Origin of the sequence: Brachyspira hyodysenteriae ATCC 27164 (genome assembly GCF_001676785.2) — a bacterium.
Taxonomy (GTDB): Bacteria; Spirochaetota; Brachyspiria; order Brachyspirales; family Brachyspiraceae; genus Brachyspira; species Brachyspira hyodysenteriae.
The window spans coordinates 1228249-1241330 of record NZ_CP015910.2 but is presented as its reverse complement, the minus strand read 5'-3'; the positions used below and the strand labels follow the sequence as shown (position 1 = coordinate 1241330).

The window sequence follows — 13082 nt, the reverse complement described above, 5'->3', positions numbered from 1 at the left end:
TATTACATAGTATAATACTTATTTATTATATTATCAAGTATTATACAATTTATTCATTCTTTTTTTACTGCTTTTTACAGTTTATGGAAATAAAAACTAAAATTTATACGTATAATATTACAATAATCACACATAAAAACTATTATAATATTTTTTAGAATAAAGTTATTTACTTTATAAACATTTGTGATAAAATAAAAACAAAGTTATTTAGCGGAGGTATTTATATGGGATTATTCTCTAAGAAAATTGAAGTAAAAAGCCCTATAAAAGGTAAATTAGTGGATGTTACAGAAGTAAAAGATGAAGCTTTCTCTACAAAAGCACTTGGTGACGGAATGGCTATTATACCAGATGAAGGAAAAGTGTACTCTCCTATTGACGGAGAAGTTATAACAATGGTTGATAGCAATCATGCTATAGGCTTGTCTTCTAAAGGTATAGAAATACTTATACACATTGGAATGGATACTGTAAAATTAAAAGGTAAACATTTCAAAGCACATGTTAAAGAAGGTGATAAAGTTAAAGTAGGTACATTGCTTATAGAATTTGATAAAGAAGAGGTAGAAAAAGAATATGATATTACTTCTCCTGTTATAATACCTAATTTTTCTGAATTAAAATCGTTAACTAAAACAGCTCCTAGGGAAGTTTCTTTAGAAGATACTATAATGACTGTTGTAAAATAACGAATAAAATATATTTATTTTGAATATATAATAAATATTAGAGGAGAAATAAAAAGCTCCTCTTTTTTATTCTTTAATATCTTTATTATCCTCTTTCAATTTTCTATAAAGAGTAGCTCTTTCAATTCCAAGTATTTTAGCAACCTGAGCCTTATTGAAATTATTATTGCTAAGCAAATGATTAATATACATTCTTTCAAGTTCTTCTAATGTAACATCATTTTCAACTACAAAATTACTTTCGCTATTTTTCAAAGCCCAATCAGGTATATTGCTCTCATCAATTTTACCGTCTTTACACATAACCACCATAGTTTCTATAGTGTTTCTAAGTTCTCTTACATTTCCTTCCCATTGCAATGAAGATAATATTTTATACACTTTCTTATCAACTGATTTTATTTCTATAGAATGAACTTTAGAAAACTCTTTTATAAAATTATCTATCAAAAGAGGTATATCTTCTCTTCTCTCTCTAAGAGGAGGCATTTCTATTTTTATTACATTAAGTCTATAATATAAATCTTCTCTGAATTTACCTTCTTTTATTTCCTCTGATAATTTCTTGTTTGTGGCAGCAATTACTCTTATATCAACATCAATAGGAGTATTAGAACCTACCCTTTCTATGACCCTTTCTTCTAATACTCTCAATAACTTAACTTGTACAATCTGATTAATCTCACCTATCTCATCTAAAAATATAGTACCTTTATTAGCAGCTTCAAATCTTCCAATTTTTTTATCAATAGCTCCTGTAAAAGAACCTTTCTCATGTCCGAATAATTCGCTTTCCAAAACACCCTCTGAAAGTGCCGCACAGTTTACAGTTATATAAGGCTGCTTAGCTCTGTCGGATATTTGATGAATAGCACTTGCAACTAATTCCTTACCTGTTCCGCTCTCACCTTCTATCAATACTGTAGCTTTAGTTCTTGCCACCTGCTTTATTGCCTCATACACTTTTAATATTTTAGGACTATGCCCTATCATACCATAAAAACTTTCATGATAATCCACTCTGCTTTCAAGTGTTTCATTAGCTTTCTTTATATTTTTACTTTCTAAAGCCCTTGCTATTATAAGGAGCATTTTATCAAGATTGAAAGGTTTTGTCATAAAATCATAAGCACCAAGCCTCATCATTTCAACTGCAGTCTCAACATTCCCATGCCCCGTTAACACTATAACAGGTATATGCTTATCAAAATCTAAAATATCTTTTAAAAATTCCTCTCCTGTTTTTTCAGGCATTTTTAAATCAGTTATAACTAAATCAATTCCGCCTTTATAAACAGCTTCTATACCCTTTTCTCCATTCTCTGCAGTTACAACTTCATAACCCTCAAATTCCAATGACTTTTTAATACCATCTCTTATGTTTTTTTCATCATCTATTACTAATATCTTAGGCATAATTTATAAATCCGTTTCTAAAAATTTTTGATTTTCCTGCTGTAAAGGCAGTTTTATGATAAACTCACTTCCCTTTCCATATTCGCTTTCTATAGTTACATTTCCATTATGTGCTTCTACTATACGAACTACATTTGTAAGTCCGAGTCCTGTTCCATGTCTTTTAGTTGTAAAATAAGGCTCGAATATTTTGCCAAGAGATTCTTCTTTTATTCCACTACCCGTGTCTTTTATACTTATCACTGCATAATTATCAACGGTTTTAAGTTTTATAAAAATTTCTTTCTTTTTATCATCTGCATTATCACTCATAGCATCTATAGCATTCTGTATTATGTTAATTAAAGACTGCTTTATATATTTCTCATCTAATTTTAATATAAGATTATCTTTGTCAAATTTAATATCAATATTAACATTATTTTTTTCTATCTCATATTTCAAAAATGCTATAGTAGATAAAATAAGCTCATTAATATTAACATCTTCAATATTAAGTTCCAATTTACGAACAGAAAATAAAAATGAATTAATAGTCTCTTCAAGCCTGCTTATTTCTTCTTTGATAATATCAGAATACTCTTTAAAATCTTTATAGCATTGGCATTCATTATCCATATTCTTTTTTATTATCTTATCTATAAGCTGTACATATATAGAAATAGAACCTAAAGGATTTTTTATTTCATGAGCTACTCCTGCAGCAAGAGTTGTAAGAGAAGCTAATTGTTCGGCTCTTTTAAGTTTCTGAGCACTTTCATAGGTTTTAGTGATATCGAATGCTTTTATGAGCGTTCCTATTATTCTTCCGCTGTCTCCTATAGGAAGTATATTTATCTGAAGTATCCTTTCATTTTCATCGTCTTTTAATAATTTTGTATCTGAAATATTATCCCTTATAAGTTCTAATATAGATCTTCCTATATCAGTTGATGACATATATTTTGAAAGAGCTTTTCCTTCAGAGTTTCTAGGTATTGAAAAGAGAAAGCAGGCTTTTTTATTTATTCCTTGTATAGCATTTTTTTCATCTATTGCTATTATACCCTCTTCAAGATTTTCTATAATAATATTTTGAGAATACCAAAGAGTAGACAGCCTTTTAAAAACTTTCTTCTTTTCATTATCAGAAACTTTATCGAAATTCTGCAAAATTTTATCAAAAAACTGATTTCTTCTATTCATTTTATAAAGTATATTAAAAATAAAAAAAAACTTCAATACTATAAATAAAAATTATGAAGCAAATGAAAGTTCTTTAATCAAAGCACTAGGTGCATATATAGATGAATGATGATAATCAGTATCATTGGCAAGCATTTCTACATTGCTTAAAAGATCTAATATATTACCTGAAACAATGAAAGGATTTGCTGTATATGATAATTTTCCATTTTCTATTTTTATGCCTTCTGCCTGTAAAGAAAAATCTCCGCTTATAGCATTTACTCCTGCATGAGTTCCGGTTAGAGAATTTACTAATACTCCATTTTGAATTTGGGAAATCAATTCTTCCTGAGTATTATTTCCATTCTCCAAAATAAAATTATGACAAGATATTCCTATTGAAGTTTTGAATCCTCTTGAAGCATGAGAAGTTGTTTTTATACCGTCTTTTTTGGCTGTATAATTATTATAAAGATAGCTATTTAAAACTCCGTTAGTTATTATATTTAAATCTTTAGTTTTAGAACCTTCTCCGTCAAAATTTGTATTTGCTAATCCTTTATCATAAATAGGAACATCTTTAATGTTTATAATACTGCTTGCTATTTTCTGATTCAATTTTCCCTGAAGAAGTGATAATTTTTTCTGAACTGCTTCTGAAGAAAATAAACCTAAATAAGCGCCTATAATTATTCTCATAGCTTTATTTGTAAATACAGTTTTATATTTTCCGCTTTCTATAGGCTTTGCAGATAATTTATTTACAACATTATCAACTATATTTTTGGTAAAAGAATCAATATCAAAAACAGCATCTGTTGAAGAATAAACATCAAAAAAAGTTTTTACTATATCATTTTCTTTTGCTATTACTTCACCATAATATGCTATGCTATTTTTCTTCTCTTCTTTGCATATACCATTACTATTAACTATACATTTAGTAAAATTATATCTGGCTAATCCTGCAGATGGTACATTTACAATTCTATTATCAAGAGAATATAATTTATCTTCTATTGATAATGAAATTTCTTTAAGTTTATCATTAGACAGATTAACTATATCTTTATTAATCATATCATAACTTTTTTCATCATCATCTTTATCTATAAGTTTATTATATTCAGGTTCAGAGTCAGCATAATGTAATGAAGTTTTTGCATTATTAATAAGATCATCTATATTTATATCAGAGCTTATTTTCTCTGTAAAACTTATTCCAACTTTGCCATCTTTAATTAATCTTAAACCTATTCCTCCAGATTCAGCATAAGTATATTTATCTAAATCTTTTTCTCTTACAGTAAACTCCTCTTCTCCGCTTACTGACATATAAATTTCTATTTCATCAATATCTTTTGCCTTATTTTTTACATCATTATATATTTCTTTTATTCTATCCATTCTATTCATAAAACTATTTTCTGACATTTATCTTCCTCCCACAGTAAGCTCTTTAACTTTAATAGCAGGCTGCCCAACGGTAGTAGGAACAGAACCTGAAATACTTCCGCACAGACCATCAGCCAATTCTAAATTTGATGAAACAGCCTCAATATTCATAAGTGTTTCATCTCCGCGTCCTATAAGTGTAGCACCTCTTACAGGTTCAGTAATTTTTCCATTCTCTATTAAATAACCTTCAGAAACGGCAAAGTTATAATCTGTTGTAGCAGGATCAACTGAACCGCCTCCCATTTTTTTAGCATAAAGTCCATATTCTATTCCCGATATAAGCTCATCAAAACTAGCATTGCCTTTATCTATAAATGTGTTTCTCATTCTTGAAGTAGGAGGATATTTATAATTTTCTCTTCTGGCACTTCCTGTTATTTTCTGATTCATCTTCATAGAACCAAGCTCATCAACTAAATAGCTTTTTAATATACCATTCTCTATTAAAACTGTTCTTTGTGCCTCATTACCTTCATCATCAATATTGTAGCTGCCCCAAGCATTTTTAATAGTTCCATCATCTACAGCGGTAACAACATCGGAAGCAATTTTCTCTCCCAATTTATTGCAGAATACGCTGGCATTATCCGCAACTGATGTAGCTTCCAAAGCATGTCCGCAAGCTTCATGGAATATTACTCCGCCGAATGCATTATCTATTACAACAGGATATTTTCCGGATTTAGGATATTTGGAATTGAGCATCTTTATAGCTGAATTAGCAGTATCTATTGCCATATCTTCTAAATTAATATCTTTTATCACTTGAAATCCGTCTAATGCTCCTTTTGTTCTGCGTGCTGTTTGAGTATTTGTTCCATCGCTAGCCATAGCCATCATAATAAGTCTTATATATGTTTGAGAATCTTCTTTCAATATTCCATTACTTGCACATACTAAAATATTTCTTTGCTTTTCTGAATACATAGCATTAACTTGTTTTATTTTATCTGATACTCCTCTTGATGTTTTATCTAAATACGAAAGAACTTCTATCTTCTCATCAAAATTTATATCGAAAGGATTTATATGTAATGGGTGATTATCTTTTTCTTTTGACTGAATAAAATCTTTAACTATATACTTTTTATCATTTACAATAGAAGCAGCTGATTTTGCCAAATTAATCAAACTGTTATTGCTTGTATCATTAGAATATAAATATATTGTTTTTTTATTAACTATAATTCTTAATCCAACACCATAATTATTGCCAAGACTCATATCATCAACTTTTGAATCTAAATAACTTATAGAATTAACTTTAGTATCTTCAAAAAATAAATCAGCATACTCCCCGCCATTTTTTAAAGCTTCTTCTAAAACAGTATGCAAAAAATTTTCATCAAAATTAAAATATTTCATTTCTTCTCCTTTATTTATTATAATTTAACCTATTATTAACTAACTCTATAGCCTCTTTTCCTGTCATATATTCAATATGTATCTCCATAATATAAAAGGCATTATATTCTCTATTAATTACAGTGTTTCTATTTAACTGCGTATCATTAGGATAATACTTTAATGCAAGTTTTTCAATAGCTTCTCTTTTTTGATTATCATCTTCTAATATAAAAGCCTTACCAAAAACGATTACGCTTCTATAATAAGTTGTATACTCTTCAGGCTTTATATCATCTTTTTCTATAACACAGAAAGATACTTTATTATTGTTTTTTATAGCATCTAATTTATATCCGCTTTTAGCAACATGAAAAAATATTTTATTATCATAATAAACATAACTTAAAGGAACAGCATAAGGATAATCATCATCACCTGAAACAGCAAGTACTCCAGAACTGCATTTTTCTAATATTGAAATGCTTTGTGAATTTGATAATAATTGATTTTTTCTTCTCATCTCTCTAAACATATTAAATATTATATACATTAATAAAAAAATAATCAAATTGACAAGTATTTTATTATCATATAATATATTACATAAATAATAAAAAGGATATTATAATGCATACTATTAATGTAAAAACTAAAGCCAGATTCGATATAGTTGATATAACAGCTGAAGTTCAAAAATGCATAGATGATGAAAATATAGAAAATGGAATAGCTGTTATATTTGTACCGCATACAACTGCTGCAGTTGGAATAAATGAAAATGCTGATCCTGATGTTGTTTTTGATATGAAGAATGCTTTTAATAAATTAGTACCTCAGCATGATAATTATGAACATAGAGAAGGAAACTCTCAAGCTCATGTATTATCATCTTTGGTAGCTCCTAGTTTAACAGTAATAATAGAAAATAAAAAAATAGTATTAGGTACTTGGCAGGATATATATTTTTTTGAATTCGATGGATCTAGAAACAGAAAAGTTTATGTACAGATTATATCAAAATAAAAATACTTAATACTATAATTTTATTCCTCTCTAGTATTTTTGGCTTTACTAGTAAAAAATTTTCTTTTTATAAAGTTAGCAATTGAACCAATTAGCTCTATTATTATTCACATATTTACTCCGTAAGTTTAAATATTTATTTTAAAGTATATAAATAAAAAACAAATTGTCAATATACCCTATATATGTATTAAAAACAAATTAATTTTAAAAATATTTATATATAAAAAAATAAAAATAATGTATAATATATATATAAATTACTATAAGGATATTATTATGTTTAGATCAAAAAAAGAAGATTTTGGAAAAAATTCTTATATCTATACATTGGAAAATGATAAGGGCTTAAAAGTAAAATTGGCAGAAGTAGGAGCAAGTATAACAGGAATATTTTTCAAAGATAAGGATGGAAAAGAAGTAGAAGTTGCATTCGGTTCTGATGATATAGAGTTTTATACGCCTGAAGCTAAAAATGGTCATATGGGTGCCACAGTAGGAAGAGTTGCAGGAAGAACTATAGGTGCTAAATTCACAATAGATGATAAAGAATATAATATAACAGCAAATAAATCCCCTGATCATACTCATGGAGGAATAAACGGCCTATCTTATGTGATGTATAAATCAATACAGAAAAAAGACAATGAAGTATTATTTTCTTATGTTTCCAAAGACGGAGAAGAAGGATATCCTGGAAATATTAATTTAATAGTAAAATATACAATTACAGATGAAAATGAAATAATAATAGACTATATTGCCACTACTGATAAAGCAACTCCTTTAAACATAATGAATCATTCATATTTTAATTTAAATGGCGGAGGAAGTATTAAAGATCATGAAATGTTTATAGATTCTAAATACTATCTTGCAGATGAAAACGGTATAACTTCAGGTGAAATATTAAAAACAAAAGATACTCCATATGATTTCACTTCATTAAAAAAAGTTGATGAAATAATAAAAGCAAAAGACGGATGCGATAATTGCTTTATTTTTGATGATAATAATATAAATAAACGAAGAGTTAAAATATTATCAAGAAAAACAAATATAGCTTTAGAAGTATTTACTACTAAACCTTCTGTATTATTCTATACGGCTAATCATTTCAATAATTTTAAAGTGAGAAATCAAATATTAAACAAACATGAAGCATTCTGTTTAGAAACTCAATATTTATCATGTTCTTTGAATTTTAATCATTTCCCAAGCATTATACTTTATCCTGACAGAGAATATAATCATAGAACAATATACAAATTTAGTTTAATATAATAAATTAAATTTTATTCAATAAAAAAATGAGGGCAATATTTAATATAAAGCCCTCATTTTTTTATATATGTTTAATTATAAAATAATATTATCATTATCTACTTAGGAAATACATACCCATTTGGAAACCTATATCAAATGAAGCTAAAGAATCCTGATTGATTGTAAAGTCTTTGAATATACCATTTTTATCTATATTAATAGGAAAATCATAATTAGCATATAAACCAAATGACATCATAAATTTTTTGCTGATTTTAAGAAGAAAATCTGCTGAAAGTTTAACATAAGGGATATATGAAGTTGTAAAGGCATCTTGTATATCTCCAAAATCTAATGAATATCTTTCTCTGCTAAATTCAGCTCCCTCTATAGTATACTTTAAAGATATAGGTAATTTAATTCCTCCACCTACACCTATAGAGAAGAATCCTATATTAAGTCTAGGAAATAATCCTATAGAAAAACTTCCAAAACTATAATTCTCTAATACTCTTTTTCCATCTATAGTATATTTGATTTCGTATCTATCTTTACTGTATCCTATATCAAAAAGAAATGCAGTTGATAATAGATCATCATATCCCCAAAATATTCCAGGCTGAAAAGAAAAAGAATTATCAAAATCTCTGAAATCTGATGAAAATATCTTATTTCTATCAGTGGTAGCACTGCTGGCTCCAACTCTTCCTACAAAGCCCATAACAAAGTCAGCAGAATAAAGAGCATTAAAAGATAAAAACAAAATAAATAATATAAATATTTTTTTCATAGTATCTCCTAATAATAATTTCTATCAAAATTTATATTGAGATAATATCCAAATTGAATTCCTATATCAAAAGCACTTATAGAATCTTTATTAACTAATACATCACTCATATAATTATTATGCTGGAAATACAAAGGGAAATCATAATTAGCATATACTCCAATAAGCAAATAATTAAATATACTAAAGTCTATAGAAAACCTTAAATAAGGAATAATTGCACTTTCAAATATATCACTCAAATCGCCAAAAGAAAATCTATATCTTCCAACCATTTCATATCCGCTTATTCTATATGTAGCCGAACCAGGTATTTTTGCACCTCCACCTGCTCCTAATGATAAAAATCCAAAATTAAATCTGGCATATCCGCCTATTAAAAAACTGTTAAATTGATAATTTTCAGTTACTCTATTTCCATCTATAATATATTTAAAATCATAAGAATCATAATAATATCCTAAATCAAGGAGTACAGAAAAAGACATAGAAGACGATATAGGCTGATTAGCACCTATTGAAAATAAAAATCCAGTGTCAAAATCCCTGAAACCAGACGGAAATATTTTAGAAGCATTTGTATTGGCACCGCTCATACCAAACTGGCTTATAATTCCAATAGATAAATTGACTGCTTGCAAGTTAAAAGCAATAACAAAAATTAAAATAATTGTTAAAAATACTCTATTTTTCAAATTCCCTCCAAAGTATTTTATACATATATATAGTATAGCAAAATATTATATAAAGTCAACAAATAATAAAATAATAAAAAATATTATATATGAAAAATTATATAAAAATACCAATTTTCTATTATTTTTTATAATAGACATATATATATTATATAAAAAATTAATAATAACTATTACATTAAATATGATAAAACAACTATGCATATTTTCTATTAAATATATATAAAATAAAAATACTGAAAATATAATGCCAAATATATTTGAAATTACATATATATAATATTCTATCTTGTTATGTTCTTTGTCTATTCTAAATAGAAAAATATTCAATACAAAAATTATCATAAATAAAAAATATAATAATAATAAAAATTTAAAATAATGATTGCTTATAATATTATATTTCAAAGTTGCTGCTATAATCATAACAGATGAAATAGATATAATAGGAGTAATTACCCTAGAAACACTTATTGATAATTTCGTATTAATCATTTTATTATATAATAAATATGAAAAATAAATTATAGAAATATTTAATACAGAAAAAATAGATAAAAGTATTTTAAAATTTTTCATATCATTTATCACTAGAAATTTTAAAATTTTTTTGACTTCTATTTTATCATTGAAATATAATAAAGCAGATATAGAAGATATTATTAATAAAATTATAAATAGTATCAAAAAACTCCATATTATAATTTCAGTAATCATAGTATAAAAATCATATAAAGCAGAAAACTTTTTTATATCATATCTAATAAATGACAAACCGACTATAAAAAGCAAAATTAAATTTGCAGATATAATATTTATTATCAATTTAATAAATACATATAAATTTTCAAAAGGATTAATTAATACTTCATAAGGAAGTTTATACAAATAAAATGCAATGAGAAAAATAAATACAAAAGATATCAATATAGATTTGACACTAATAGGATTAAGCACAAAAAGAAATAAAAATATAAAAAATGATAATGGAATTAAAAAAGAAAAAAATACTCTTATATTATAAATAAAACTTTCTGATGCAATTATCTCCAATGCCGCTAAATCTGTATTGGAATCTAATTTAGGAATATTAATATTAAATATATAAGTAATGTATATTGCAGAAACAAACAGTATAAAAGCAATACCTATAACAATATTAAAATTCCTAATTATATTTTTATAAGCATCTGTATTTATATTATCACTTTTCACTATTATTTATCTATACCCAATATTTTCATCATTTCATTTTCTATCTGAACTACATCGCCATATTTATCTTGAATGGCTTTCATATCTGAACGTCTTTTTTCTAAAAGCTCTTCTTGCTTATCTTTATCTGATTTTTCAGCTTCTTTATAATATTCATCTGTTATAAGTTTATCCGCTATTCTTAAAGTTTTGTCAGATACTATTGCTTTATCCGAGTCGCTTTCTGCTTTGTACATATCAAAACCAGCATCTGTTTTTAAAACTCCGTCAGGTACTCCATTTAATATTTTTCCTTTCCAAACTAATCTAGGTTCATATTTATATGTTTTGTATGTAAACTCATATACATTTACAACACCATTCTCAGCAAATATATCTTGTGCTGTATTGGCTGAAGGATCTACTAGAAGTATTTTATTTTTACCGTCTTCTGAATACATTTTTTGAAAATTATTAAGTCCCTGCTTACTGCTTCCATTTATAGATTTTCCAATGGTACTCTCTAAATTTAATTCCAAATTATCTTTTAAAAGTAAAGTATATGAAGCTATACCACTCCTTTCACCTGAATGTTTATAAGTTCCTCTTACCATTATTTCATCTTTTCCGTCATTGTTTATATCGCATAAGAAAAATTCAGGATTATATATTGGGAAAGAAAGTATATCATCTAAATATTCAGCATATTTATTCTTATCAAATTTTCCATCTAATATAAATTGAGAATTTGTGGATATGTTTTTTAACTCAGTTGTTTTAATAACAGATATTTTTGCACTATCCAACTTTGAATCATCTCCAAGATGGAAATTAAATATTTCTTTTATTTTATAGTCAGCATATTTAATATTTCCAATAAACATAGGATTTAAATAATATACACCTTGAAGTTTATTCCCTTTAATTGAATAAATAAATGTATTTTTATTAAACTCTAAAAAATATATATCTGCAAAATCCTCATACTTCTCATCTAAGGATGGATTATATATATAATAAAAATTTTCATAATATACAGGAGAAGTCATTTTATCTCTGCTTAAAGTTTTACCTGTATAAGTTCTAATATACTTGTCTATAATGTTTGTATTTACAATATCTTTTGAAACAGTAAAGTATGATATATTAGAAGTATTATTATAAATAACAGAAGATAAATTATAATTATTCTCATTATAAATATCTAAATAACCTGTATTCTTTGATATATCAGTTAAAAATCCATTTTCATAAGCATCAGCTATAAGTTTTTCAACACCTAAATCACTTGGAGCTTCTATTATATAATTTATTAATTTCATTTTATTTGAATAAATATTATTTACATTATTACCTTCAGCTACTATACCTATCATCATATCTATATTTGTAGAACCTAATTTTTTCCACTCTTTTAAATAATTCTGCATATCATTAAAATAATACAAAGAATCTGTAGCCATATGAGATAAAAATAAAGCTAAATAAATATCAGCATCTTTATTCTTTATACTCAAAAGAAGTTCTCTAGCCTTTTTTAAAGCTAAATTTTGTTCAACATAATTATATTCTGAAGCATAAGAAAAAATTAGTTTTTGATCTTGCAAATGATTTTCTGATAAATTATCGCTGTAATGATTATGATATGTATTAGATATATAATCTATAGCATATTTTTTTATGTCATTATCTCCTACTAGTTTTTTACTAAGGAAATCTTTATTTCTATTTATTATATTGCTGAAATTGGCATCTTGATAATAACTGAGTAAAGCATTACTGAAGCTTTCTTTATCCACTCTGATTGATTTATAAACATATTTCATATCAAAAAAATTATTATCATTTTTTTTAATATTACTAGAATAATTATCTTGATTATTTGTATTTAAATTATTATTTGCTGTTTCATTTTTACTGCAGCTCGAAAAAATTAGCATATAGATTAATATAATAATATAAATTGTTTTGTTAAACATAATACCCCCATAATCCATTCCAACAAAATATGTTTACTTAGCTATATTATATATA

At 25.9% G+C, this 13082-nt stretch carries 12 protein-coding genes; 4 read left to right on the top strand and 8 right to left on the bottom strand.

The features are described 5' to 3' along the window. Positions 1-227: 227 nt before the first annotated feature. Positions 228-692 carry a PTS sugar transporter subunit IIA gene (locus BHYOB78_RS05560; protein WP_012669824.1) on the top strand — a complete coding sequence of 155 codons (465 nt, stop codon included), beginning with the start codon at positions 228-230 and terminating at the stop codon, positions 690-692. 66 nt (positions 693-758) lie between these two features. Here the strand turns inward: BHYOB78_RS05560 and BHYOB78_RS05555 are convergent, their stop codons facing one another. From BHYOB78_RS05555 to BHYOB78_RS05535, 5 genes are read right to left on the bottom strand one after another with little or no spacing between them, the layout of a single operon-like run. Continuing rightward, the gene (locus tag BHYOB78_RS05555) at positions 759-2108 is read right to left on the bottom strand and encodes a sigma-54-dependent transcriptional regulator (protein ID WP_012669823.1); all 1350 of its coding nucleotides are present in this window, start codon (positions 2106-2108) and stop codon (positions 759-761) included. Between the two features lie 3 nt (positions 2109-2111). Then, positions 2112-3293, bottom strand: a complete 1182-nt coding sequence (locus BHYOB78_RS05550) for a two-component system sensor histidine kinase NtrB (protein WP_012669822.1) — start codon at positions 3291-3293, stop codon at positions 2112-2114. A gap of 51 nt (positions 3294-3344) precedes the next feature. Continuing rightward, positions 3345-4709 carry a TldD/PmbA family protein gene (locus BHYOB78_RS05545; protein WP_020063454.1) on the bottom strand — a complete coding sequence of 455 codons (1365 nt, stop codon included), beginning with the start codon at positions 4707-4709 and terminating at the stop codon, positions 3345-3347. Continuing rightward, positions 4710-6098 carry a TldD/PmbA family protein gene (locus BHYOB78_RS05540; protein WP_020063453.1) on the bottom strand — a complete coding sequence of 463 codons (1389 nt, stop codon included), beginning with the start codon at positions 6096-6098 and terminating at the stop codon, positions 4710-4712. A gap of 10 nt (positions 6099-6108) precedes the next feature. Next, a complete protein-coding gene (locus tag BHYOB78_RS05535) occupies positions 6109-6612 on the bottom strand; it encodes a pyridoxamine 5'-phosphate oxidase family protein (RefSeq protein ID WP_038369804.1) in 504 nt (167 codons plus the stop codon). A gap of 95 nt (positions 6613-6707) precedes the next feature. Here BHYOB78_RS05535 and BHYOB78_RS05530 point away from each other — a divergent pair, with 95 nt between their 5' ends. Both BHYOB78_RS05530 and BHYOB78_RS05525 read left to right on the top strand, forming a co-directional pair. Continuing rightward, positions 6708-7103, top strand: a complete 396-nt coding sequence (locus BHYOB78_RS05530) for a secondary thiamine-phosphate synthase enzyme YjbQ (protein ID WP_012669818.1) — start codon at positions 6708-6710, stop codon at positions 7101-7103. A gap of 279 nt (positions 7104-7382) precedes the next feature. Further along, the gene (locus BHYOB78_RS05525; protein ID WP_020063451.1) at positions 7383-8387 is read left to right on the top strand and encodes an aldose epimerase family protein; all 1005 of its coding nucleotides are present in this window, start codon (positions 7383-7385) and stop codon (positions 8385-8387) included. Between the two features lie 94 nt (positions 8388-8481). Here BHYOB78_RS05525 and BHYOB78_RS05520 read toward each other — a convergent pair whose 3' ends face one another. Further along, positions 8482-9159: a hypothetical protein gene (locus tag BHYOB78_RS05520; RefSeq protein ID WP_020063450.1), complete on the bottom strand. Its 678-nt coding sequence runs from the start codon at positions 9157-9159 to the stop codon at positions 8482-8484. 8 nt (positions 9160-9167) lie between these two features. Next, complete coding sequence (locus BHYOB78_RS05515; protein ID WP_020063449.1) at positions 9168-9854, bottom strand: hypothetical protein; 687 nt, start codon at positions 9852-9854, stop codon at positions 9168-9170. 898 nt (positions 9855-10752) lie between these two features. On the opposite strand from BHYOB78_RS05515, the gene BHYOB78_RS13905 reads away from it, so the two are divergent. After that, positions 10753-10878, top strand: a complete 126-nt coding sequence (locus BHYOB78_RS13905) for a hypothetical protein (RefSeq protein WP_260846910.1) — start codon at positions 10753-10755, stop codon at positions 10876-10878. Positions 10879-11071: 193 nt separating this feature from the next. On the opposite strand, the gene BHYOB78_RS05505 is transcribed toward BHYOB78_RS13905, so the two are convergent. Then, a complete protein-coding gene (locus tag BHYOB78_RS05505) occupies positions 11072-13027 on the bottom strand; it encodes a hypothetical protein (protein WP_020063447.1) in 1956 nt (651 codons plus the stop codon). Between the last annotated feature and the right edge of the window lie 55 nt (positions 13028-13082).

Excerpts from the sequence above, each read along its gene's own strand:
- BHYOB78_RS05555 (WP_012669823.1), bottom strand. The coding sequence starts at position 2,108 with ATGCCTAAGATATTAGTAATAGATGATGAAAAAAACATAAGAGATGGT.
- BHYOB78_RS05540 (WP_020063453.1), bottom strand. The coding sequence starts at position 6,098 with ATGAAATATTTTAATTTTGATGAAAATTTTTTGCATACTGTTTTAGAA.
- BHYOB78_RS05550 (WP_012669822.1), bottom strand. The coding sequence starts at position 3,293 with ATGAATAGAAGAAATCAGTTTTTTGATAAAATTTTGCAGAATTTCGAT.
- BHYOB78_RS05530 (WP_012669818.1), top strand. The coding sequence starts at position 6,708 with ATGCATACTATTAATGTAAAAACTAAAGCCAGATTCGATATAGTTGAT.
- BHYOB78_RS05560 (WP_012669824.1), top strand. The coding sequence starts at position 228 with ATGGGATTATTCTCTAAGAAAATTGAAGTAAAAAGCCCTATAAAAGGT.
- BHYOB78_RS05535 (WP_038369804.1), bottom strand. The coding sequence starts at position 6,612 with ATGTTTAGAGAGATGAGAAGAAAAAATCAATTATTATCAAATTCACAA.
- BHYOB78_RS13905 (WP_260846910.1), top strand. The coding sequence starts at position 10,753 with ATGAGAAAAATAAATACAAAAGATATCAATATAGATTTGACACTAATA.
- BHYOB78_RS05545 (WP_020063454.1), bottom strand. The coding sequence starts at position 4,709 with ATGTCAGAAAATAGTTTTATGAATAGAATGGATAGAATAAAAGAAATA.
- BHYOB78_RS05525 (WP_020063451.1), top strand. The coding sequence starts at position 7,383 with ATGTTTAGATCAAAAAAAGAAGATTTTGGAAAAAATTCTTATATCTAT.
- BHYOB78_RS05520 (WP_020063450.1), bottom strand. The coding sequence starts at position 9,159 with ATGAAAAAAATATTTATATTATTTATTTTGTTTTTATCTTTTAATGCT.
- BHYOB78_RS05505 (WP_020063447.1), bottom strand. The coding sequence starts at position 13,027 with ATGTTTAACAAAACAATTTATATTATTATATTAATCTATATGCTAATT.